We start from the raw sequence: 21,417 nt of genomic DNA on the forward strand, positions 1-21,417 counted from the left end.
CACAAGAGAGAGGCGGAGGAGACAGACCGCCAGGAAGGGCCTGCCAGCAATGGCAGGCCCTTCCTTCTTGGCGGGTCGATCGACCCGGCCTCAGGCCGACCTGGCCAGCAGCTCGAAGTGCTCGACCTGCGGCGGCTGCGCGAAGAACGGGCCGACGATGCCGCGCCATTCCAGGAAGGCCGGCGACTCGCGGAAGTCGACCGTGTGGTTCTCCAGCGTCTCCCACCAGATCATCAGCAGGTAGCGCTCGGGCGACTCGATGCCCTTGTTGACCTTGAAGCCGGCGAAGCCCTTGGCCTGGCTGATGACGGTGTTCACGCCATGCTGGATCGCGGCGTCGAATTCGGCCTGGCGGCCCGGCTGGATGCGGATGTCGGCAACTTCGAGAATCATCGGAAGGATCTCCATCGGTGGGGATCCCGCATCGTAGCGGGTGGCGCGCCGGCCTGACCGCTGTCCTGCAGACCTAGAATCGACCGATGGCCATCCGCTCCACCGTCCACAAAGCCGACCTGTCGATCGCCGACATGGATCGTCACCACTATGCCGACCACAGCCTGACGCTGGCGCGGCACCCCTCCGAGACCGAGGAGCGCCTGATGGTGCGCCTGGTCGCCTTCGCGATGCACGCCGACGAGCGCCTGACCCCGGCCGGCGGCATCTCCACCGAGGACGAGCCCGACTTCTGGCATCTCGACGACACCGGCTCGATCCGGCTGTGGCTGCAGGTCGGCCTGCCCGACGAGCGCCTGCTGCGCAAGGCCAGCGGCCGCTCCGACGAGGTGGTGCTGTATGCCTACGGCGGCCGCAAGGCCGAGGCCTGGCGCCAGGACAACGCCACGGCGCTGGCCAGGCTGTCGAAGCTCACCATCTGGTACCTGCCCGAGGACGAGTGCGAGGCGCTGCTGCCGCTGGTCGAGCGCACGATGCGCCTGGGCGCGACGATCCAGGACGGCCACCTGCTGCTCGCCGGCGACAAGGCCAGCGCCGAGCTCACGCCACAGCTCTGGCAGCGCGGGCAGGCGGGCTGAGGGCGGCACCGGCCGCGCGCGGTATCGCCACACGCGCCCCGCAGGCGCAGCCCGCGCGACCGGCCCTGGCGCCGCTGCCCGGCGCGGCGGTCTCCCGCAAGATGACCCCATCTTCACCGGAGACCCGCAATGACTGACACCGACAGCACACACGCCTTCCTGTCCTCGGGCCCTGTTTCTCCGCAGACGCGCAAGGCTGCGCGCATCCTGCTGGCGGCCCTGCTCGGCCTGATCGTCTCGCTGCTGCTGGGCGGCAGCGTCGACGCCCTGTTCTGCTGGCTCGGCCTGGCCTCCCTGATCTTCGGCAGCACGGCGTTCCGCCACATGCCGCACCTGAGCAAGCGCTGGAAGGCCGTGCTGGTGCTGCTCTACGGCCTGGCGGGCACGGCGGCGTGGTTGATGATGAGCATGGCGGTGCTGCTCAGGAACATCCACTGAGCGAGCGATGCGCCTTGCGGCCCCGCCGCGGGCGGCCACAGGCGACAATCGCGGGTTCGCGCTTGCAGCGCCCCCGAACCGCGCCGTTCTTCCTCACCGCCATGTCCGACCTCACCCCCGAGATCCGCCGCCGTCGCACCTTCGCGATCATTTCCCACCCCGACGCGGGCAAGACCACGCTGACCGAGAAGCTGCTGCTGTTCTCGGGCGCGATCCAGATCGCCGGCTCGGTCAAGGCACGCAAGGCCAGCCGCCACGCCACCTCCGACTGGATGGAGATCGAGAAGCAGCGCGGCATCTCGGTCGCGTCGTCGGTCATGCAGATGGAATATGGCGACTGCGTCATCAACCTGCTCGACACGCCCGGCCACCAGGACTTCTCGGAAGACACCTACCGCGTGCTGACCGCCGTCGACGCCGCGCTGATGGTGATCGACGCCGCCAACGGCGTGGAGCCGCAGACCCGGCGCCTGCTGCAGGTCTGCCGCGCCCGCAACACGCCCATCCTCACCTTCATCAACAAGATGGACCGCGAGGTGAAGGATCCGCTGGCGCTGATGGACGAGATCGAGCAGGAGCTGGGCATGACCGTCGTGCCCTTCACCTGGCCGGTCGGCATGGCCAAGTTCTTCCACGGCGTGATGGACCTGCGCGCCGACCAGATGCGCCTGTTCGCGCCCGGCGAGGACCGCGCCGGCGGCGACGAGGAGGTGCTGCACGGCCTGGAGAACCCGGCCCATGTCGAGCGCTTCGGCGGTCCGTTCGAGCAGGCGCTCGGCGAGGTCGAGCTGCTGCGCGAGGCCGCGCCCGAGTTCGACCACGCCGCCTTCCTGGCGGGCCAGCAGACGCCGATGTTCTTCGGCTCGGCGATCAACAACTTCGGCGTGCGCGAGATCCTGGACGCGCTGGTCGAGCTGGCCCCGCCGCCGGGCAGCCGCCAGGCGCTGGAGCGCACCGTGCAGCCCGACGAGCCGAAGTTCTCCGGCGTCGTCTTCAAGGTGCAGGCCAACATGGACCCGGCGCACCGCGACCGCATCGCCTTCGTGCGGGTGTCCTCGGGCAAGTTCACCCGCGGCATGCGTCTGAAGGTGGTGCGCAACGGCAAGGAAATGCGCCCGCAGACGGTGGTGAGCTTCCTGTCGCAGCGCCGCGAGCTGGTGGACGAGGCGGTGGCCGGCGACATCATCGGCATCCCGAACCACGGCGTGCTGCAGCTCGGCGACACGCTGACCGAGGGCGAGGCGTTGCACTACACCGGCCTGCCCTTCTTCGCGCCGGAGAGCTTCCGCACCGTGGAGATCAAGGACCCGCTGCGCTCCAAGCAGCTGCGCCAGGGCCTGCAGCAGCTCGGCGAAGAAGGCGCGATCCAGGTCTTCAACCCGGTCTCGGGCGGCTCGCTGATGCTGGGCGCGATCGGCCAGCTGCAGTTCGAGGTGGTGCTGCACCGGCTGAAGAGCGAGTACGGCGTCGATGCGCGCCTGGACCCCTGCCGCTTCACCATCGCGCGCTGGATCACCTGCGACGACGAGGCCAAGCTGAAGAAGTTCATCGACTCCGAGCCGCTGCGCATCGCCTACGACGTGGTCGGCGCGCCGGCCTTCCTGGTCCAGTACAACTCGGATCTGCGCGTGGCGCAGGAGCGGGTGCCCGACATCCAGTTCCACGCGATGCGCGAGCACTCGGGCCGCGTGTTCGGCGCGGCGCCGACGCTCTGACGCGGCAGCGCCAGGGGTGGGTCCTCGCCTTCGTGAGGATGACGGGGGCGGGTAGCATGGTATGCGCGGCCACCGCATCCAACGCAGCGACAGTTCCCGTCCCCGCAGAGAGCAGACAAGGGGACCACAACCTGAAGACGGCGACGTGGCCGAGCCGTCGTCACCCCCGCGCAGGCGGAGGCCCACGATCAGCACACCGTCAGTTCAAGGCGGGAACAGAATCAAGGATCTGCCGGATTTCCGGGGCGACAGCCGCATCATCCAGATCCAGCGTGACGTTCTGCGCCACCAATCCAGCCTGCTCCTGCGTGGCCGCAGCAAGCTCCTCGAAAAGACGACTGATCAGACTCTCAAGCTCACCCAGGGCTTCGGTCAGGTCCTGCTGGATCGTCTGGAAGATGATCGGCGTGGTCTGCTTCGCTGCACTGGTCAGGTAGTCGAGAATCCGCCTCTTCATACCAAGCCCGGTCTCATGCGATGCCTGCATGTAGGCTGGTCGCATGTGCTCGCGAGCCACACCGGCCATTCCATAGGCCAGCTCGCGCCGACGTTCACCCACTTCAGCGGTCACTCGTCGAGCACTTTCGTGCTTCTCGAACTTCACCCTTTCACGGAAGGCATTCAGTTGCTGCTCGACAAGCGTGACCGACTTGCCACCAGAGCTCTCCGCAAGCTTGCCTGCTCGATAAGAAAATTCCTCTGCTGCCTGGGTCAGCCTCAGCGCCAGTTCGTCACGGATCGAACCCAGCTCGGTCGTGAAGTAATGCTCCCAGGCCACGGGCAGGTGATCAACCAGCGGATCCGTCAACTCACTGTTGAAGTCATGCAAACGCCCACTCGACGGACTTTTGTAGATGCCGTGGCCCTCCACGATGCCTCTCAGCGTTGCCCAATGAATCTGCTGCCAGCTCAAGCAGATGCGGTGAACCCCGCGCACACTGTCTCGAAAAAGTGGCTGCATGCGCCCGATGAAGGTATTTCGACGCTCGTCGAGCTGAGCCTGTGCCAGACCAAGTGCCTTCTGACTCAGATCGACCAGTCGGTCGACTTCCTGCTGCAGAGCCGCGCGGGCCAAGATCACCGCAGGAGACCCTTGCGCCGCGCGCGAGCGAAAAAAGAGTGCCATCTCATCGCGCAGATGCTCAACCCGCTTGTGCACTGTCCGGCCAGTCAGTCCTTGCCCCACCTCGTCTGACAAGGTGCGAAGCTGCTGCAGTACATCCGGAATGCCGGTTTCGTCGCTGTGCTCCAGCCCATAGTCCTTGCGTCCGGGCACGATCTTGTTGATCTTGTTGTAGGCGGCTGAGCTGACTGTGAAGATCGGAGCGTTTCGGGCAAGTGCATACATCTGCTGGGCGGTTTCGGCGTATTCGCCAACGCCGACGAGATCGGCAACCATGTCCTCGAGTTGCTTGCGCGCATTCGTGATGGCGTGCTGCTGATACGCCTGGATCAGTTCGGCCAGTTCGCAGTCTTCAGGCAGGCCGAACTGCTCAGCGACAGCCGTGTCGATGTCGTCAGCCTTGGTCCCGATCAACGACAGCGCCTGGTAGCTGCCACTGAGAACCAGCGTACGCAGCAGCTTCTCCTTATGAAGCAGTGTCTGGATATCTTGCGTCAGACCGCGAACCATCGGGAACATCAGCCACACGAACGGCGCGCTGCGCAGAAACTCTCGCGTCACCTCGACGCGAGCCTCGTTCGGATCATTGGTCCCTGGCAAGTCGACCAGCTCAATGCCACCTCGCAGACATTCGTAAGGGCCGACGATCGTGACCTGCCGCACCAGAGGCCACAGTGCTCCATCGCCTCGGATGAAGGTCTTGAGGTGCGCCTGCATCTCCTTAGGGTCATCAAAAGTCCGGACCTCACGGCCTGGTCCTGACAAGACCTGCTCGACCGCGGCAGGCAGCGTCAGACTCCGCAGATCTGGCCAAGGCTCGTCATCCGGCAAACGCAGACTCAGCACCGCCTCAATGCGCTTGCGCATGGCATTGAGCATGCGCTTCATCACGCCTTCGGCGTCACTCTCATCTTCTCCAGGCTCAGCAGCCCGGATGAACCTGTCGATGTCTTCCTCCCATTCGGCACGCGACGCGAACACGACCTCGATCCGATAGCTCGGTGCCTCGTGATACCGAACCAGCGTGACAAAAGCGGTGACAGGTGCCATGACGCCCACTGGCAGCACCTGCTGTCCCAGCAAGGCATTCAGAAAAGTCGACTTCCCCGCTCCGGTCGTTCCAACCATCGCGATGCGCACGGATTGCGGATGGTCAAGAGCCGCGCGCATCGACTGGAGTTCGGTCTGCCAGCGCTGCCATTCAGCCGGACACTGCTCAACCGCGACCGGTTGGACACGCACCTGCATCCAGGCTTCCAGAGACTGCAGAGAGGCTCGCGCCCGGCCGACGGGATCACACAAGGGAGAATTCATCGGGATACCTTGATAGACAAGCGCCAAATCAATGATGTGATTTCGAAGTGCGCAAATCGTACTTTTCCAAGCTCGGCGCGCTGGGAATGACGCATCAAATGACCGCTCATCGTGCTTTCAAGCACTGAAATCAGTATCCCGCTGGAGGGGGATCAGAGGCACATCGAGCGTGGATCCTCGCCTTCGCGAGGATGACGGGGGCCGGTGGCGTGGTCAGCACGACCACTGCATCCCGCGCCGCGACAGTGCCCGCAGCGCTGGTCGGCCCTCCCTTCAGCCCGCCTCCGGCGCGGCGCTCTTCCTGCGCGGGGTCGACGTGGCGCCCGCGGCGCCGGTGGCACGGCTGCGGGCCGGCGCACCCAGCAGCGCCTTGGCCGCCTCGATCCGCAGCCCCATCTCGACCCGCTCGTCGTTCATGACCTGCAGCAGGAAGGCGCGCGGGTCGGCGAAGGCGCCCGTGGTCGACGTGGCCGGGGCCGACGCGATCGCGGCGGACGACGGGACTGCCGCCGCCTCGGACCGCAGCACGGCGCCTTCGGCGGCGCTGATCGGGCGCAGCCGCGACAGCAGCTCCGCCTGCCCCTCGGCGCGCGGCGGAATGTCCAGCCACGGCGTCTCGGCGAAGACGGGCGCCAGGTCGGGCGCCACGTAGGCCGACCAGACCTCGCCGCCTCCGCCCTCGCGGTCCGGATACGGCGACGGCACGACCGGCGCCAGGCGCCGGCCGTCGGCCGAGGGCAGCAGCTCGACGCGGTGCGCCGGCACGTCGGCCAGATAGCGCAGGCGCAGGCGCTCCAGCAGCGCATGCGCCTCGGCCGGCGTCACCGGCTCGGCCAGCGAGAACCAGAGCTGGCAGGCGTCCGTGCCCGAGACGGCGATGCCGGGCGCCGGCCAGCCCAGCTCGGTCTGCACGCCCTGCCAGACCTGGCCGAGCACCGCCCAGTCCGCCGGCCGCGCCAGCGCCAGCACCAGCGCCCTCACCCCGCCCGGCGCGCCGGCGCCGTACAGGCGCTCGCGCTCGGCGACCAGACGCGCGCTGTCGATGCCGGAGGCTCGCATCAGGGCACCTCCACGCCGGCGCCGGCGCTCCAGATCTCGTGCCAGGTCTCGGCGTCGAGCGTCAGCGCCTGCGCGGCCAGCGCCTCGTCGAGCGCCTCGAGGCGGCGGCTGCCGACGATCGGCCGCGGGCCGCTCGGATGGCGCAGCAGCCAGGCGTAGGCCACGGTGGCGGGCGCGACGCCATGACGCTGCGCGACCGCCTCCAGCACCGCGCGCACCCGCAGCGCGTCGGGCTCCTGCCCCGAGAACAGCCGCCCGCCCGCCAGCGGCGACCAGATCATCGGCCGCAGGTCCAGCGCCAGCATCTGGTCGAGCGTGCCGTCATGCAGCGGCGCGCGGTGCAGCGGACTCAGCTCGATCTGGTTGGTGGCCAGCGGCACCCACTGGTTGAGCATCGCGAACTGCGACATCGTGAAGTTCGAGACGCCGAAGTCGAGGATCTTGCCGGCCGCCTTCAGCCGCGCCACCGCATCGGCGATCTCGCCCGGGCGCATCAGCGGGTCGGGGCGGTGGATCAGCAGCAGGTCGAGGTGATCGGTCCTCAGCGCCCGCAGGCTGCTGTCGACGCTGGCCACGATATGCGCCGCCGAGGTGTCGTAGGACTTGACGCGGTGCGCCGGCCGCGCCGCGTCGACCAGCCGGATGCCGCACTTGCTCACCAGCTGCAGGCGCGCGCGCAGGTGCGGCGCCAGCGCCAGCGCCTCGCCGAACAGCGCCTCGACGCGGTAGCCGCCGTAGATGTCGGCATGGTCGAAGGTGGTCACGCCGCGCTCGAGGCACTGCTCGATCCAGCGCAGCCGCTCGGGCGCGCTCCAGCCCCATTCGGCCAGGCGCCAGCAGCCGGCCACCACCGGCGACAGGGCCGGGCGCAGGGAATGTTCGCTCATCGGGAAGCTCGTCATGTCGGGTTGGCGATGCGCGGGATTCTAGGCAGGCCGGGGCCGCTGCGCCGGCCTTCAGTTTTTGCAGCTTCCGGTCGATACCCCAGGGAGATTGCGTCCCGAAACCCTGTCCCCCCGCGATGAGCACGCCCCCGATCCTCACCACCTCCGGCCGCGCCCTGACTCCTCAGGAAGCGGTGGTCGACACCGCGTTCTGGCAGATGCTGCGCCAGTTCAGCTGGGCGGGTGCCGCCGTGCATCTGCTCTACATCCCGCTCTTCCTCGCCTTCAACGTCAAGACGCTGGCCGCCGCCAGCGTCGGCTGCGTCGGGCTGCTGGCGGTGGCGACGCTGCTGCAGCGCTTCGGGCGCACGCAGGCCTCGTTCTGGGTGCTGCTCGGCGGCGTCAGCATCGACGCGATCTTCGGCACCTGGGCGCTGGGCTGGGACAGCGGGCTGTGGTGGCCGCTGGTCGGGCTGATGCCGGCCATCATCCTGCACACCCGGCTGACCGAGGAGATCCGCTGGCGTGCCGCGATCTGCGCCATCGCCGGCTGCGCGACGCTGCGGCTGGCCAGCCAGGTCGCCACGCCGCTCAACGAGCTGCCCGGCCCGATGCTCGAGTCGCTGATGCAGGCCAACCTGCTGATGGCGCTGGTGATGCTGACCCGGCTCGCGGGCGTGAGCCGTCGCCTGACCGACGAGACGACGACGCAGCTCACCGAGCTGCTGCAGCGCGACAGCCTGACCCGGCTCGACAACCGCCGCCACTGGACGCTGCAGGCCCAGCAGCGCGTCGACGCGCGCCCGCCGGTGCCAGCCGCGGCCGAAGGCGAGCCGGCCGAGGTGCCGCCCGAGGCGCTGCTGGTGGTCGCGGTGGCCGACCTGGACGGCTTCAGCGTCATCAACGAGCGCTGCGGTCACGAGGCCGCCGACCGCGCGCTGGCAGGCATCGCGCGGGTGATGAAGGACAAGCTGCGCACCACCGACCTGGTCGGCCGCTGGGGCGACGAGGAGTTCATCGTGATGATGGGCGGCCTTGAGATGCCCGACGCCTTCGAGCGGGTCGAGGCGCTGCGCCAGCGCGTCGCCCAGCTCGGCGTGCCGCATGCATACGGTCAGCTGCCGGTCACGGTGACGATCGGTCTGGCCGAGGTCGCGCCGGACGAGACGCTCGGCCAGGCCATCCGCCGCGCCGAGCGCGCGCTGGCCGAGGGCAAGGGCGGCGGCGGCAACCAGGTCGTCAGCGCTCAGCCGCCGGTGGTGGCCAGCAGCGCCCGCGGCACGGCCGGCGCCGAGGCCGCATCGGCCGCGCTGACCGACGCGGCCGACGCCTGAACCGGCCGGGGCGCCGGCTCCGGCGCCAGGCCGAACTGCACGGCGAAGACCGCATCGGCCGCGCCGTCGGACTCGACCACCACCGAGCCCGGGCCGCACAGCGCGATGTCCTCGCCGGCGGCGATGAAATGGTCGTCCGGATCGCCTTCCTGCGTCAGCCACAGCCGGCCGTGCTCGACCGCGATGCGCAGGATGCCGTCATGCGGACGGTTCAGGCAGGTCACATGGCCGCGGGGCAGCACCCGGCGGGGCGAAAGGGGTGAGAGGTCGCTGTCCATGGCCGAACCTTAGGCGAGCGGCCACGTACCGCACAGCGACACGCACCGACCAGCACAGCCGCGACAACAACGGTTCCAGCCTCGACTGTTCCGGTCGGGATACGCCGGATCTGTACTGGTCGCCGCAGCGCAGGTCCCGACAGAATGGGGCTCGAACGGGACTTCTCATGCCGCCGCAGCCTGCCCTCCTCCCCGCGCCTCTGCCCTCGCCGCGCCCTGCGCCCACGTCCGCCAACGACACGCTCTACCTGCAGATCGCCGAGCGCATCGCGCAGCCGATCCGCGCCGGCACGCTGGCGCGCGGCGAGCGCATTCCGTCGGTGCGCGAGCTGGCGCGCCAGCAGGGCGTGTCGCTGTCGACCGTCGTCCAGGCCTACCGCACGCTGGAGGACGCCCGGCTGATCGAGGCCCGCCCGCGCTCGGGCTACTTCGTGGCCGCGCGCGCGCCGCGCCTGCCCGAACCCGAGCCCTCGCTGCCGCCGCCCGACTCGCGCCCGGTCGATGTCAGCTCGCTGGGCGAGCAGGTGATGAGCCTGGCCACCGATCCGCGCTACATCTCCTTCGGCGCCGCCTGCCCGAGCGGCGAGCTGTTCGCGCAGGACCGGGTGCGCCGCGCGGTCAGCCGCGCCGCGCAGCGCCACCGCGCCTCGCTGTGCCGCTACCCGATCGGCCCGGGCCACGAGCTGCTGCGCCGCGCCGTCGCGCGCCACGCGCTCGGCCTGGGCTGCCAGCTCGACGCGCGCAACATCCTGGTCACCAACGGCTGCCAGGAGGCGATCAGCCTGTGCCTGCGCGCGGTCACCCAGCCCGGCGACGTGGTGGCGCTGGAGTCGCCGACCTCCTTCGGCTTCCTGGAGATCCTCGAGAGCATGCACCTGCGCGCGCTGGAGATCCCGACGCATCCGCGCACCGGGCTGTCGCTGGACGCGTTGCAGCTGGCCTTCGACACCCAGCCGGTCAAGGCGGTGCTGGCGGTGCCGACGCTCTCCAACCCGCTGGGCGCCTCGATGCCGCTGGCCGAGCGCCGCCGGCTGGCGCAGATGGTGGCCGAGCGCGGCATTCCGCTGATCGAGGACGTGCTCTACAACGACCTGGCCGAGCAGGACGACCGCCGCCGCGCGGTCAAGGCCTTCGACACCAGCGGCCACGTGATGATCTGCGGCTCCTTCTCGAAGACGGTGGCGCCGGGCATCCGCCTGGGCTGGGTCGAGGCCGGGCGCTGGGGCGCACAGGTGCGCCGGCTCAAGGCGGTGCATTCGGGCGGCCACACCGAGCTGCTCGAGCTGGCGATGGCCGATCTGCTGACCCAGCCCGGCCACGGCTCGGCCTACCGCCAGCTGCGCACCACCATCGCCGCGCGGGTCGACGAGGCGCGCGGCCTGATCGCCGAGAGCTTTCCGCGCGGCACCCGCGTGACCGATCCGGCCGGCGGCTTCATCCTGTGGATCGAGCTGCCCGGCGGCCTGGACTCGACGGCGCTGTTCGAGGCCTGCCTGGCCGAGCGCATCTGCATCGCGCCGGGCACGATGTTCAGCGCCACCGGCCGCTACCGCCACTGCATCCGCCTGGGCGTGGGCGGGCGCTGGGACGAGGCCCACCGCGCCGCGCTGCGCCGCATCGGCGAGATCGCCCGGACGATGGCCGAGCGCAGCGCCGGATGAACGTCGCCGTCCGCACGCTGTGCGCCTTCACCGCCAAGACGGGCGACCTGGACGTGCGCTTCACGCCCGCGCCGACCGCGCTCGAGGGGCAGGAAGGCCATGCGGCCGTCGTCGCCCGTCGCGGCGCGGGCTACCAGCGCGAGATCAGCCTGTCGGGGCAGCACGGCGAGCTGCGGGTGCGCGGCCGCGCCGACGGCTTCGACCCCGATCGCGGCCGGCTGGAGGAGATCAAGACCCACCGCGGCGCCGGCGCGCTGGCCCGCCAGCCGGCCAACCACCGCGCGCTGCACTGGGCGCAGGCGATGATCTACGGCTGGCTGCTGTGCGAGCGCGACGGACGGGCGCAGATCGAGCTGGCACTGGTCTACTTCGACATCGGCAGCCGCCGCGAGACGGTGTTCACCCGCACGCTCGACGCCGAGACGCTGCGCGAGCACTTCGTCCGATGCTGCGAGGCCTATCTCGCCTGGGCGCGCAGCGAGCAGGAGCACCGCAGCGCGCGCGACGCCGCGCTGGCGGCGCTGCGCTTTCCGCACGGCGACTTCCGCACCGGCCAGCGCCCGCTGGCGGAGGCGGTCTTCCGGGTCGCGCGCGCCGGCCGCACGCTGATGGCGCAGGCGCCCACCGGCATCGGCAAGACCATCGGCACCGTCTTCCCGCTGCTGCGCGCCCTGCCCGGCCAGCAGATCGACCGGGTGTTCTTCCTGACGGCCAAGACCTCCGGCCGCGCGCTGGCGCTCGACGCGGTGGCGGCATTGCGCCGGGCCGAGCCGGCGCTGCCGCTGCGCGCGCTGGAGCTGGTCGCCCGCGAGAAGGCCTGCGAGCATCCGGACAAGGCCTGCCACGGCGAGTCCTGCCCGCTGGCTCAGGGCTTCTACGACCGGCTGCCCGAAGCGCGCGCGGCGGCGCTGGCTGTGCCGGTCTGGGACCGCGCCGCGGTGCGCGCGCTGGCGCAGGCGCACCGTGTCTGCCCCTACTACCTCGGCCAGGAGCTGGCGCACTGGGCCGATCTGGTCATCGGCGACTACAACCACTTTCTCGATCCGAGCGCGATGCTGCACGCGCTGACCCAGCTGCATGGCTGGCGGGTGGCGCTGCTGCTCGACGAGGCGCACAACCTGGTGGACCGCGCCCGGCTGATGCACACCGGCGAGCTGGACCAGATCCGCATGCGCGGCCTGCGCCACACCGCGCCGAAGGCGCTGCGCAAGCCGCTCGACAAGCTCGAGCGCGCCTGGAAGGCCCTGAATGCCAGCGCCTCCGACGGGGGCGAGGACAAGCCCGGCGCGACAGGCGAAACAGGAGCGACGCCCGGCTACCGCGTGCTGCCCGCGCTGCCCGACGAGCTGATGGGCGCGCTGCAGCAGGCGGCCACCGCGGTGCTCGACCACCTCGCCGAGCATCCGACCACGGTGGACGCGGGCCTGCAGGGCTTCCTGTTCGACGCGCTGCACCTGACGAAGCTGGCCGAGAGCTTCGGGCCGCATTCGCTGTGCGACCTGAGCCGCTCGCGCGACGGGCGCACCTCGGTGCTGTGCCTGCGCAATGTGGTGCCGGCGCCCTTCCTGGGCCCGCGCTGGGCGGCCGCGCACACCGCGACGCTGTTCTCGGCGACGCTGCAGCCGCCGGCCTTCCACCGCGAGCTGCTCGGGCTGCCCGAGCGCACCGCCTGGATCGACGTGGACTCGCCCTTCGAGCGCTCGCAGCTCGACATCCACATCGCCCGCGACATCTCGACGCGCTGGCAGCACCGCGAGGCCTCGGTGGCGCCGATCGTCGCCCGCATCGGCGCGCAGCACGCCGAGCGGCCGGGCAACTACCTCGCCTTCTTCAGCAGCTTCGACTACCTCGACCGGGTGGCCGCCGCCTTCGAGGCCGCGCATCCCGAGGTGCCGGTCTGGCGCCAGGCCCGGCGCATGAGCGAGGCGGAGCAGGCCGACTTTCTGGCGCGCTTCGTCGCGGGCGGGCGCGGCGTGGGCTTCGCGGTGCTGGGCGGCGCCTTCTCGGAGGGCATCGACCTGCCCGGCGACCGGCTGATCGGCGCCTTCATCGCCACGCTGGGCCTGCCGCAGGTCAATCCGGTCAACGAGCAGATCCGCCAGCGCCTGGACACGCTGGTCAGCCAAGACACCGGCAGCGGCTTCGACTGCGCCTACCTCTACCCCGGCCTGCAGAAGGTGGTGCAGGCCGCCGGCCGGGTGATCCGCACGCCCGAGGACCGCGGCGTGGTCCACCTGATCGACGACCGCTTCGGACGGGCGGAGGTGCGGGCGCTGCTGCCGCGCTGGTGGTTCATCCCGCCGACGGCCCCCGGTGGATCGGCAGACCGGCCCGGTCCAGCGTGATGCGCAGGATCGAGCCCGACACCGATTCGGTGCAGTACAGCGTGCGCCGGTCCGCGCCGCCGAAGGCCAGGTTGGTGAGCGAGCGCCCCGCCGGGCTGAGCAGCACCTGCGCGGGCTCGGCCAGCGCGTCGAGCACCCAGACCCGGCCCAGCCCCGGATTGGCCACCAGCACGCGGCCCGCCTCGTCCACCGCCAGCCCGTCCGGGCCGCTGGGCCCGTGCGAGGTGAAGAAGGCGCTGACCTTGGCCACGCTGCCGTCGTCCATCAGCGGCACCCGCCAGACCTGGTTGGCGCGGGTCACCGCCAGGTAGAGCACCCGCTCGTCGGGCGACAGCGCCACGCCGTTCGGGCTGGGCACGTTGGCCAGCAGCAGGTCGAGCTGGCCGCTCGGGCGCAGGCGGTAGAGCCGGCCGCTCGGGTCGTGCAGGCCGGTCTGGCCCTGGTCGGTGAAGTACAGGTTGCCGCGGCTGTCGAAGATCAGGTCGTTGACGCCCTTGAAGCGCTCGCTGTTGCGCCGCTCCAGGTACGGCCGCACGGCGCCCGTCATCACGTCCACCGCCGTCAGGCCGTGGCGGTAGTCGGTGACCAGCAGTTCGCGTGCGTTCAGGAACTTGGCGCCGTTGGGCTCGCCGTCCCACTCGGCCACCAGCGACCACTGGCCCTGCGGGTCGATGCGGAAGATGCGACCGAAGGGAATGTCGGTCACGTAGAGGTGGCCGTCGGCGTCGAACACCGGCCCTTCGAGGAAGGAGTCGGTGGGGGCACCGCCCCGGTTGGCCTCGGCCCAGGCCGTGCGCACGCCGGTGCGCCGGAAGCGCTCGGGCAGGCGGGTGAAGACCTCGCAGCCGCGGATTTCAGGGGCTTGCAGCAGGAACATGGCGCGCCCCCCGCTCACTCTTTCTTGATGCCGGCGGCCTTGACCGTGGCCCCCCAGCGCGCCTCTTCCTTGGCCAGGAACTGCCGGAAGTCCTCGGGCGGCGACGCGACGACCCGCGCACCCAGTGCATAGATGCGCGCCTTGACCGCGGTGGCCCCCAGCACCTCGCGCAGCGCGGTGTTCAGGCGCTGCACGATCTCGCGCGGTGTGGCAGCCGGCGCGAAGATGCCGTTCCACTCGTACACCTCGTAGCCCTTGACGCCGGTCTCGGCCACGGTGGGCACGTCGGCGTAGTTGGGGTTGCGCGCGGCCGAGGTGATGGCCAGCGGCCGCACCAGGCCGCTCTTGGCGTGGCCCGCCAGCGCCGACACGTTGCCGAAGCCGAAATCCACCTCGCCAGCCATGATGGCCTGCAGCGCCGGGCCGCCGCTCTTGTAGGGCACATGCGTGGCCTTCATGCCCACGGCCTGCATCAGCAGCTCGGCGCCCATGTACTGCACCGTGCCCTGGCCGCCCGAGCTGAAGTTCAGCCGGCCCGGCGCCTGCTTGCCGGCCTTGATCAGATCGGGCAGCGTCTTGTACGGCGAGGCCCGGCCCACCGCCAGGAACATCGGTGCCTCGGCCACCTGGGTCACCGGCTGCAGATCCCTGGGGTCGTAGGGCAGCTTCTGCAGGTGCGGGTTGATCGAGTACGGCGTGGCCGTGTAGAGCACGGTGTAGCCGTCGCCCGCGGCGCGGGCCGCATCGGCCTCGCCCAGCGTGCCGCTGGCGCCGGCCTTGTTCATCACCATCACCGTGGTGCCCAGCTTGGGGCCCAGGTTCTCGGCCACCAGGCGGGCCAGGGCATCGGCCGTGCCGCCCGGCGCGTAGGGCACGATGATCTGGATAGGCTTGTCGGTGGGCCAGGCCGCCTGGGCGGTGCCGGCGAGGGCCAGGCCAAGCGCCAGAGCGGCGGCGCGGTGAAGGGTTCGGCGGTTCATTTGCGGGTCTCCAGATCGATGTCGTTGTGTGGGCTCACACCGTGGCAATCGGCGTGGCCGGCGAGCCCACCGCGCCCGGCAGGCGCAGCGGCGGCGCGGTGAGCAGGAAGCGGCTGCGGCCGTGCGCGCGCAGCCAGGCGGCCAGCTCGGTGAGGTACCAGAGCTCGCCCAGGTGGATGCCGTTCTTGAACAGGCAGTGCTCGTGCAGCGGCAGGCGCGGCTGGCGCAGCGATCCCCCCGTCGCACGGGGCTGCATCAGCTTGGGCACCACCAGCTCCACGGCCGGGTTGTCGGCGATCAGGCAGGCCAGGCGGCTGTCGACGATCCAGTTCAGCAGCCGGCCGTCCCAGCCGTCCAGGCCCGAGCCGGTGGCGTGCAGGCGCGCCACGTCGGGCTGGCGATTCATGGCCAGCAGCGTGTCGGCAAAGCCGGTGTGGAGGCAGACCATGTCGCCCTCTTCCACCGTGATGCCGTCGGCGTCCAGGATGCGCATCAGCTGCTCGTAGCCCACGGCCTGGCGCGTGCGGCCCAGGTGGTGCTCCAGGTCGATCAGCACGCCGCGGCCCTGCGCGCCGTGCTCGGCCAGGCGCTCGATGCCCAGCGCGGCGGCCTCGGGATGGCGGTAGCGTGCATGCGGCTCGCCGCGGGCCTCGGCGGTAGGATCTTCCACGCCGGGGCGGATCTCCTCGCCCGCGCGAAAGCCGTTGTAGAACACCGCCTCGGCCACGCCGTCGCCATCGGCGTCGAAGCGGCTGCCCACATGGGCCAGGCTGTCCCACTGGGTGGAGTACTGCAGACCGAGCAGCACCACGTCGTCGTTGACCACATCGGTGAGGTCGGGATCCTCGTCTTGGTACGACCAGCAGAAGCCCTGCTGGCCGGCGCTCTTTCCGTCGCGGATCACGGCGTAGCGCTGCGGCGGGATGCGGCGCGGGTTCATGGCCCGGCCGCCCGGCACGTCCAGCGGCAGGCTCAGCACGAAGCTGCGGCCTTCGCGCACCTCGGCCACGCCCTGCAGCACCCTGGCCGGCGTGACCAGGTTCATGCGGCCGCGCTGGTCGTCGGGGCCGAACTCGCCCCAGTGGCTGCCTTCGGGTGCGTGCTTCCAGCGTCGGGCCATGGTCGCCTCTCCGGGGTCAGCCGTTCAGCACGGCCAGTGCATTGCGCGCGGCACCCACGCCCATCTTCACGTAGGCATCCGCCGTCACGCCGCCGATGTGCGGGCTGAGCGTGATGCGCGGCTCGCCGTGGAAGGGGTGCGGCGCCGTCATCGGCTCGACCGCGAAGCTGTCGAGCCCGGCACTGCCGACCTGGCCGCTGCGCAGGGCGGCCAGCAGCGCGGCCTCGTCGATCAGGCCGCCGCGTGCGGTGTTGACGATGATCACGCCTGGACGGCAGGCGGCCAGGGTCTGCGCATTGAGCAGGCCGCGGTTGTCGTCGGTCAGCGGGCAGTGCAGGCTGATGGCATCGCTCTCGCGCCAGATCGTGGCCAGGTCGACCGGCTGCACATGGGCGGGCAGATCCTTGGCGTACGGGTCGAAGCCCAGCACGCGCATGCCCATCGCATCGGCCATGCGGGCAAAGCGCAGGCCGATGGCGCCCAGGCCCACCAGGCCCACGGTGCGACCTTCCAGCTCCACGCTCTTGTGCGTGGCCTTGTCCCAGTGGCCGGCGTGCATGCGCGCGTTCATCGCCACCACCGACTTGGCGCAGGCCAGCAGCAGGGCCAGCGCATGCTCGGCCACGGCCGCGGCGTTGGCGCCGGCGGCCGCCACCACCTGGATGCCGCGGGCGGCGGCAGCGCTCTTGTCGATCGTGTCGGTGCCGCTGCCGTGCTTGGAAATCACCCGGAGGGCAGGCGCGGCGTCCATCACGGCCGCATTGACCGCACCGTAGCGGACGATCATGGCCACCGGGTCGTGGCGCCGGCACAGCGCCACCAGATCGGCCTCCGTGGGCTTGACGCCGGCATAAACCACGTCGTAGCGGCCCAGCAGCGCCAGCGCGTCGGCGGCCAGGTCGGCGCCGGTCACCAGAAACACGGGCTTGCTCACAGCGACTCTCCATCCTTCAGCACGCCGGCGGCGCGCAGCGAAGCGTCCAGCCAGCCCGGGCGCAGCTGCCTGCCGCTCTTGATGTCGGCAATGCGCTTGGTCTCGGCGGCCACCTTCTCCACGGCCAGCGGCAGCAGGCTGGCGGCCTTGCTGCGCTCGACCACGGTGATGCCGTCGGCGTCACCCACGATCAGGTCGCCGGGGTTCACGGTCACGCCGCCGATCGAGACGGGATGGTTCACGCGGCCGGCCACCGACTTGGTGGGGCCGTTGGGGTTCAGGCCCGCGGCCCACATCGGGAAGCCCAGCTCGCGGATGGCTTCGCTGTCGCGCACCGCGCCGTCGATCACCACGCCGGCGATGCCCAGCGCCTTGGCCTGCTGGCTCATGATCTCGCCCATCAGCGCGCTGCTGAGGTCGCCCTTGCCATCGACCACGATCACGTCGCCCGGCTGGGCGATGGCCAGCGCCACATGGATCATCAGGTTGTCGCCGGGGCGCACTTCCACGGTGAGGGCGCTGCCGGCCACACGCATGCCGGGCGCCAGCGGCGCGATGCGGCCGCTGAGCGCGCCGCGCCGGCCCGCCACGTCGGCCAGGATGGACGACGGGAACGCACCCGCCTGCTCGACCACGGCGGGGTCCACGCGCTCGATGGTCTTGATCACGTCGGGCAGCCATGCAGCGGCTTGACTCATGCGAATCTCCAGGAAAAGACGAAGAGGGAAAGGGATGCCGGACGGGCCGGCGGTGCGGCAGGCGGGGATCAGTCCACCCGCGCACCCGACTCCTTGACGACCTTGCTCCAGCGCGGGATGTCGTCCTTGATCAGCGCAGCGAACTGCTCGGGCGTGCCGCCCACCGCGTCGGCACCCTCATCGCCCAGACGCTTGGCCAGCTCGGGGGATTTCAGCGCCTTGTTGAACTCGGCGTTCAGGCGGGCGACCACGTCCCTGGGCGTGCCGGCCGGGGCCAGCAGGCCGAACCAGGTCACGGCGTCGAAGCCCTTGTAGCCCGACTCGTTGAGGGTGGGCACGTTGGGCAGGTCGTCCACGCGCTTGGCCGAGGTGACGGCCAGGGCGCGCAGCTTGCCGTTGCGGATGTGCTGCAGCAGCGTGGGCACCGACGACATGTACAGCTCGACATTGCCGCTGATCACGTCGGTGAGCGCCTGGTTGGCCCCCTTGTACGGCACATGCTGCAGATGCACGCCGGCGGCCTTCTGCCACAGCTCGGTGGTGAGGTGCGCCACCGTGCCGTTGCCCGACGACGCGAAGTTCACCTGTCCCGGCCTGGCCTTGGCCGCGGCGGCCAGGTCGGCCACGCTCTTGAAGGACGCGTTGCTGGCCGCCAGGACCAAGGCCGCATCGGCCAGGTGCACCACCGGCACCAGATCCTTCTGCGGGTCATACGGCAGCTTGCTGTACAGCGTGGGGTTGATCGCGATGTTGCTGGTCTGGCCGATCACCAGGGTGTAGCCATCGGCGGCGGACTTGGCCACGCTGTCCACGCCCAGGTTGCCGCCGGCGCCAGGCTTGTTGTCGATCACGAAGATCCAGCCGGTCGCCTTGGCCACGCGCTGGCTGGTCTCGCGGGCGATGATGTCGGTCCCGCCGCCGGGCGGGAACGGCACGACGATGCGGATCGGCTTGGCGGGCCAGGCCTGGGCGGCGGCGGCGCCGCACACGGTGGCCATGGCCAGGCTCAGGGCAAGGCGGGGGATGAACTTCATGGTGTCTCCTGGGGCGAGGTGGCCAGGCTCGGACGAGGCGCGCGGCTGGCTTCTTGGGGAGCCAGTATTGGCGGCCCGCCATTCATCGGTCCAATCGATAATTCATTGCGAAACATTGACAGGACTTTTGCAATGGACCTGCGCGACCTCCGCTACTTCGAGACCATCGCCGAGCTGCAGCATGTGGGCAAGGCCGCGGACCGCCTGCACCGCTCGCAGCCGGCGCTGACCAGCAGCATCCGCCGCCTGGAGGAAGCCTGCGGCGCGGCGCTGTTCGAGCGGGCCGGTCGGGGCATCCGGCTGACTCCGGCCGGCGAGCTGCTGCGGAAGTGGGCGCGGCGCCTGCGTTTCGACGTGGAGGACGCGCAGCGCGAACTGGCCACGCTGGGCGCGGGGCTGAGCGGCCATGTGCGCATCGGCATCGTGCCGACGGCCGCGCAGTTCCTGCTCCCCGAGGTGGCCGGCCAGCTGCTGCAGGAGGCGCCCGAGGTGACGCTGCGCACCGTGGTGGGCCTGGTGGACGCGCTCAAGCCCCTGCTGCGCACAGGCGAGATCGACCTGATGGTGGGCACCCAGACGCCGGAGGAGCCCGGCCTGGTCTCGCAGGTGCTGTCGGAGGACACCATCGTGGTGGCCGCCTCCGCCGAGCACGAGGTGTTCGAGTCCCAGCCCTCGCTCCAGGACCTCGGGCGCTACCGCTGGGCGCTGCAGCCGCCCGGTGCCCCGACCCGCGACTGGCTCGACCACACCTTCGACCGCCAGGGCATGCCCCGCCCGAAGGTCCAGGTCGAGTCCACGATGCTCCTGGTGCTGCCGGCGCTGATCGCGCGCACCCGGCTGCTGAGCTTCATCTCGCGCCACCACCTGCAGGGACCGAACCGGGTGCCCGGCCTGAAGGAGGTGCCGGTGCTCGAGGCGCAGATGAGCCGCCGCCTGGTGGTGACCTGCCGCGAAGGTGCGTTCATGTCGCCGGCGGCGCAGCGCCTGCTCGACCTGTTCGTCAGCTCGGCGCAACCCGCCTGAGACAATTTCCCCACCATGCTGCGCTACCACACCCTCCCCGTCACCGCCTTCGCCCAGAACTGCTCCCTCGTCTGGGACGACCAGACGAAGCAGGCCGCCGTCATCGACCCCGGCGGCGACCTGCCCGAGCTGCTGGCCACCGTCGATCGCCTGGGCCTGAAGCTCGAGCAGATCTGGCTCACCCACGCCCACATCGACCACGCCGGCGGCACCGGCGAGCTCTCGCGCACCCGCGGCCTGCCGATCATCGGCCCGCACCGCGGCGACCAGTTCTGGATCGACGGCCTGCCGCAGCAGAGCAGGATGTTCGGCTTCCCCGCGGCCGAGCCCTTCACGCCGACGCGCTGGCTCGAGGACGGCGACACCGTCACGCTGGGCGCGCACACGCTGGACGTGCGCCACTGCCCCGGCCACACGCCCGGCCATGTCGTCTTCCACAGCCCGGAGATGAAGCGCGCCTTCGTCGGCGACGTGCTGTTCGCCGGCAGCATCGGCCGTACCGACTTTCCCGGCGGCCACCACCAGACGCTGATCGACTCGATCACCCAGCGCCTGTGGCCGATGGGCGACGACACCGTCTTCATTCCCGGCCACGGCCCGGAGAGCAGCTTCGGCGAGGAGCGCCTGGGCAATCCCTATGTGCGCGGCACCTGAGCTGCCGGAGCGTGTAACACTCCACCTGGCAATAATTCACACGACATCCGTGAATAATCGGTGACGCACCGACCCGTGGGATTGATAAATTCCCCCCCGGGGTGTTCTGGGGTCCGGGGGGATCCGGAAACCCGGGGAGTGGCGGATGCTGTCCGATCCGAGCGCGACCGATCTTCATCCGGCGGGCGACCTCGCCAGCCTGATCCGGCCCGACAGTGCCGAGCGGCTCGCGCTGCTGGCCACCGTCGTCGACGAGCTCGACTACGGCCTGCTGGTCGTGCGACACGACGGCCGGCTCGTCCATGCCAACCATGCCGGCCGCCAGCACTGCGCCGACCCGAACGGCGCGCTGGCGCTGCAGCCGCCGCAGAGGGTGCAGGCCCGTCGACCCGACGACCAGCCCGAGCTGGCTCGCGCGCTGGACCAGGCCGCGCGGCTGCGGTTGCGCCGCATGCTGCGGCTCGGCGGCAAGACCGGTCCGGAAACGGTCGCGATCGTGCCGCTGAGCGGACAGGACGACGCGGTGCTGGTCGTCTTCGGCCGCCGCCAGGTCTGCGAGATGCTGAGCATCGAGCATTTCTCCCACGCGCATGGCCTGACCCATGCCGAGAGCATGGTGCTGGCCGCGCTGTGCGACGGCGACGATCCGGCCGACGTGGCGCGGCGCTACGGCGTGGCGCTGTCGACGGTGCGCACCCAGATCGCCAGCATCCGCCAGAAGACCGGCGCGACCAGCCTGCGCGCGCTGGTGCATCAGGTCGCGCTGCTGCCGCCGATCGTGTCGGCTCTGAGCCACGTCTGCCCGCACTGAGGGCGCCTCGGGCGCACTGAAGGGGTGCCATCGCGACCATGACACGCGCAATCGTGTCGCATCCCCTGCAGACGGCTTGCACGGCGCTGCCGGCTGCCCTATCG

At 70.6% G+C, this 21,417-nt stretch carries 20 protein-coding genes; 9 read left to right on the forward strand and 11 right to left on the reverse strand.

All coding sequences use genetic code 11. The features are described 5' to 3' along the window. Window positions 1-90: 90 nt before the first annotated feature. Window positions 91-393, reverse strand: a complete 303-nt coding sequence (locus HNQ01_RS12420; RefSeq protein ID WP_149504678.1) for an antibiotic biosynthesis monooxygenase family protein — start codon at window positions 391-393, stop codon at window positions 91-93. An 86-nt stretch (window positions 394-479) separates the two neighbouring features. On the opposite strand from HNQ01_RS12420, the gene HNQ01_RS12425 reads away from it, so the two are divergent. The 3 genes from HNQ01_RS12425 (at window position 480) to HNQ01_RS12435 (ending at window position 3,184) form a co-directional block, all read left to right on the forward strand. Next, window positions 480-1,031, forward strand: coding sequence for a YaeQ family protein (locus tag HNQ01_RS12425; protein WP_173805751.1), 552 nt, complete (start codon window positions 480-482; stop codon window positions 1,029-1,031). Window positions 1,032-1,160: 129 nt separating this feature from the next. After that, a complete protein-coding gene (locus tag HNQ01_RS12430) occupies window positions 1,161-1,469 on the forward strand; it encodes a hypothetical protein (RefSeq protein WP_173805752.1) in 309 nt (102 codons plus the stop codon). Window positions 1,470-1,570: 101 nt separating this feature from the next. Continuing rightward, window positions 1,571-3,184, forward strand: coding sequence for a peptide chain release factor 3 (locus HNQ01_RS12435; protein ID WP_173805753.1), 1,614 nt, complete (start codon window positions 1,571-1,573; stop codon window positions 3,182-3,184). A gap of 199 nt (window positions 3,185-3,383) precedes the next feature. Here HNQ01_RS12435 and HNQ01_RS12440 read toward each other — a convergent pair whose 3' ends face one another. The 3 genes from HNQ01_RS12440 to HNQ01_RS12450 form a co-directional block, all read right to left on the reverse strand. Continuing rightward, a complete protein-coding gene (locus HNQ01_RS12440) occupies window positions 3,384-5,621 on the reverse strand; it encodes a dynamin family protein (RefSeq protein ID WP_173805755.1) in 2,238 nt (745 codons plus the stop codon). Between the two features lie 273 nt (window positions 5,622-5,894). After that, complete coding sequence (locus tag HNQ01_RS12445) at window positions 5,895-6,680, reverse strand: hypothetical protein (RefSeq protein ID WP_173805756.1); 786 nt, start codon at window positions 6,678-6,680, stop codon at window positions 5,895-5,897. Then, window positions 6,680-7,567, reverse strand: coding sequence for an aldo/keto reductase (locus HNQ01_RS12450; RefSeq protein WP_173805757.1), 888 nt, complete (start codon window positions 7,565-7,567; stop codon window positions 6,680-6,682). The genes HNQ01_RS12445 and HNQ01_RS12450 overlap by 1 nt, the downstream gene beginning before the upstream one ends. Window positions 7,568-7,701: 134 nt before the next feature. On the opposite strand from HNQ01_RS12450, the gene HNQ01_RS12455 reads away from it, so the two are divergent. Next, on the forward strand, window positions 7,702-8,898 hold the full coding sequence (locus HNQ01_RS12455; RefSeq protein ID WP_173805758.1) for a GGDEF domain-containing protein: 1,197 nt from the start codon (window positions 7,702-7,704) through the stop codon (window positions 8,896-8,898). Here the strand turns inward: HNQ01_RS12455 and HNQ01_RS12460 are convergent. Further along, window positions 8,811-9,176, reverse strand: coding sequence for a DUF2917 domain-containing protein (locus HNQ01_RS12460; RefSeq protein ID WP_173805760.1), 366 nt, complete (start codon window positions 9,174-9,176; stop codon window positions 8,811-8,813). The genes HNQ01_RS12455 and HNQ01_RS12460 overlap by 88 nt on opposite strands. Window positions 9,177-9,343: 167 nt before the next feature. On the opposite strand from HNQ01_RS12460, the gene HNQ01_RS12465 reads away from it, so the two are divergent. Together HNQ01_RS12465 and HNQ01_RS12470 are read left to right on the forward strand one after the other, a co-directional pair. Further along, entirely contained in the window at window positions 9,344-10,837 is a 1,494-nt protein-coding gene (locus HNQ01_RS12465) for an aminotransferase-like domain-containing protein (RefSeq protein ID WP_173805761.1), read from the forward strand. Beyond that, window positions 10,834-13,182 carry a helicase C-terminal domain-containing protein gene (locus HNQ01_RS12470; RefSeq protein WP_173805763.1) on the forward strand — a complete coding sequence of 783 codons (2,349 nt, stop codon included), beginning with the start codon at window positions 10,834-10,836 and terminating at the stop codon, window positions 13,180-13,182. The genes HNQ01_RS12465 and HNQ01_RS12470 overlap by 4 nt, the downstream gene beginning before the upstream one ends. Here HNQ01_RS12470 and HNQ01_RS12475 read toward each other — a convergent pair. From HNQ01_RS12475 to HNQ01_RS12500, 6 genes are all read right to left on the reverse strand, one after another. Next, entirely contained in the window at window positions 13,130-14,059 is a 930-nt protein-coding gene (locus HNQ01_RS12475; protein ID WP_173805765.1) for an SMP-30/gluconolactonase/LRE family protein, read from the reverse strand. The genes HNQ01_RS12470 and HNQ01_RS12475 overlap by 53 nt on opposite strands. A gap of 14 nt (window positions 14,060-14,073) precedes the next feature. Beyond that, window positions 14,074-15,039, reverse strand: coding sequence for a Bug family tripartite tricarboxylate transporter substrate binding protein (locus HNQ01_RS12480; RefSeq protein ID WP_173805767.1), 966 nt, complete (start codon window positions 15,037-15,039; stop codon window positions 14,074-14,076). A 34-nt stretch (window positions 15,040-15,073) separates the two neighbouring features. Then, window positions 15,074-16,159: a cyclase family protein gene (locus HNQ01_RS12485; RefSeq protein ID WP_173805769.1), complete on the reverse strand. Its 1,086-nt coding sequence runs from the start codon at window positions 16,157-16,159 to the stop codon at window positions 15,074-15,076. Window positions 16,160-16,175: 16 nt separating this feature from the next. Next, window positions 16,176-17,093, reverse strand: coding sequence for an NAD(P)-dependent oxidoreductase (locus HNQ01_RS12490; RefSeq protein WP_173805771.1), 918 nt, complete (start codon window positions 17,091-17,093; stop codon window positions 16,176-16,178). After that, window positions 17,090-17,791 carry an RraA family protein gene (locus tag HNQ01_RS12495; protein WP_173805773.1) on the reverse strand — a complete coding sequence of 234 codons (702 nt, stop codon included), beginning with the start codon at window positions 17,789-17,791 and terminating at the stop codon, window positions 17,090-17,092. The genes HNQ01_RS12490 and HNQ01_RS12495 overlap by 4 nt, the downstream gene beginning before the upstream one ends. Before the next feature lie 68 nt (window positions 17,792-17,859). Then, window positions 17,860-18,825: a Bug family tripartite tricarboxylate transporter substrate binding protein gene (locus HNQ01_RS12500; protein ID WP_173805774.1), complete on the reverse strand. Its 966-nt coding sequence runs from the start codon at window positions 18,823-18,825 to the stop codon at window positions 17,860-17,862. Window positions 18,826-18,957: 132 nt separating this feature from the next. Here HNQ01_RS12500 and HNQ01_RS12505 point away from each other — a divergent pair, with 132 nt between their 5' ends. From HNQ01_RS12505 to HNQ01_RS12515, 3 genes are all read left to right on the forward strand, one after another. After that, complete coding sequence (locus HNQ01_RS12505) at window positions 18,958-19,848, forward strand: LysR family transcriptional regulator (protein WP_173805776.1); 891 nt, start codon at window positions 18,958-18,960, stop codon at window positions 19,846-19,848. Window positions 19,849-19,863: 15 nt separating this feature from the next. After that, complete coding sequence (locus HNQ01_RS12510) at window positions 19,864-20,502, forward strand: MBL fold metallo-hydrolase (protein WP_173805778.1); 639 nt, start codon at window positions 19,864-19,866, stop codon at window positions 20,500-20,502. Between the two features lie 145 nt (window positions 20,503-20,647). Continuing rightward, the gene (locus tag HNQ01_RS12515; RefSeq protein ID WP_173805779.1) at window positions 20,648-21,313 is read left to right on the forward strand and encodes a helix-turn-helix transcriptional regulator; all 666 of its coding nucleotides are present in this window, start codon (window positions 20,648-20,650) and stop codon (window positions 21,311-21,313) included. Window positions 21,314-21,417: the final 104 nt, after the last annotated feature.

The organism is Sphaerotilus uruguayifluvii, from assembly GCF_013294065.1.
In the GTDB taxonomy this organism is placed as follows: domain Bacteria; phylum Pseudomonadota; class Gammaproteobacteria; order Burkholderiales; family Burkholderiaceae_C; genus Sphaerotilus; species Sphaerotilus uruguayifluvii.

Coding starts and splice junctions, on each gene's coding strand:
- HNQ01_RS12440 (WP_173805755.1), bottom strand. CDS start 5,621: ATGAATTCTCCCTTGTGTGATCCCGTCGGCCGGGCGCGAGCCTCTCTG.
- HNQ01_RS12500 (WP_173805774.1), bottom strand. CDS start 18,825: ATGAAGTTCATCCCCCGCCTTGCCCTGAGCCTGGCCATGGCCACCGTG.
- HNQ01_RS12430 (WP_173805752.1), top strand. CDS start 1,161: ATGACTGACACCGACAGCACACACGCCTTCCTGTCCTCGGGCCCTGTT.
- HNQ01_RS12470 (WP_173805763.1), top strand. CDS start 10,834: ATGAACGTCGCCGTCCGCACGCTGTGCGCCTTCACCGCCAAGACGGGC.
- HNQ01_RS12505 (WP_173805776.1), top strand. CDS start 18,958: ATGGACCTGCGCGACCTCCGCTACTTCGAGACCATCGCCGAGCTGCAG.
- HNQ01_RS12485 (WP_173805769.1), bottom strand. CDS start 16,159: ATGGCCCGACGCTGGAAGCACGCACCCGAAGGCAGCCACTGGGGCGAG.
- HNQ01_RS12420 (WP_149504678.1), bottom strand. CDS start 393: ATGATTCTCGAAGTTGCCGACATCCGCATCCAGCCGGGCCGCCAGGCC.
- HNQ01_RS12475 (WP_173805765.1), bottom strand. CDS start 14,059: ATGTTCCTGCTGCAAGCCCCTGAAATCCGCGGCTGCGAGGTCTTCACC.
- HNQ01_RS12480 (WP_173805767.1), bottom strand. CDS start 15,039: ATGAACCGCCGAACCCTTCACCGCGCCGCCGCTCTGGCGCTTGGCCTG.
- HNQ01_RS12510 (WP_173805778.1), top strand. CDS start 19,864: ATGCTGCGCTACCACACCCTCCCCGTCACCGCCTTCGCCCAGAACTGC.
- HNQ01_RS12450 (WP_173805757.1), bottom strand. CDS start 7,567: ATGAGCGAACATTCCCTGCGCCCGGCCCTGTCGCCGGTGGTGGCCGGC.
- HNQ01_RS12425 (WP_173805751.1), top strand. CDS start 480: ATGGCCATCCGCTCCACCGTCCACAAAGCCGACCTGTCGATCGCCGAC.
- HNQ01_RS12460 (WP_173805760.1), bottom strand. CDS start 9,176: ATGGACAGCGACCTCTCACCCCTTTCGCCCCGCCGGGTGCTGCCCCGC.
- HNQ01_RS12465 (WP_173805761.1), top strand. CDS start 9,344: ATGCCGCCGCAGCCTGCCCTCCTCCCCGCGCCTCTGCCCTCGCCGCGC.
- HNQ01_RS12515 (WP_173805779.1), top strand. CDS start 20,648: ATGCTGTCCGATCCGAGCGCGACCGATCTTCATCCGGCGGGCGACCTC.
- HNQ01_RS12435 (WP_173805753.1), top strand. CDS start 1,571: ATGTCCGACCTCACCCCCGAGATCCGCCGCCGTCGCACCTTCGCGATC.
- HNQ01_RS12455 (WP_173805758.1), top strand. CDS start 7,702: ATGAGCACGCCCCCGATCCTCACCACCTCCGGCCGCGCCCTGACTCCT.
- HNQ01_RS12495 (WP_173805773.1), bottom strand. CDS start 17,791: ATGAGTCAAGCCGCTGCATGGCTGCCCGACGTGATCAAGACCATCGAG.
- HNQ01_RS12445 (WP_173805756.1), bottom strand. CDS start 6,680: ATGCGAGCCTCCGGCATCGACAGCGCGCGTCTGGTCGCCGAGCGCGAG.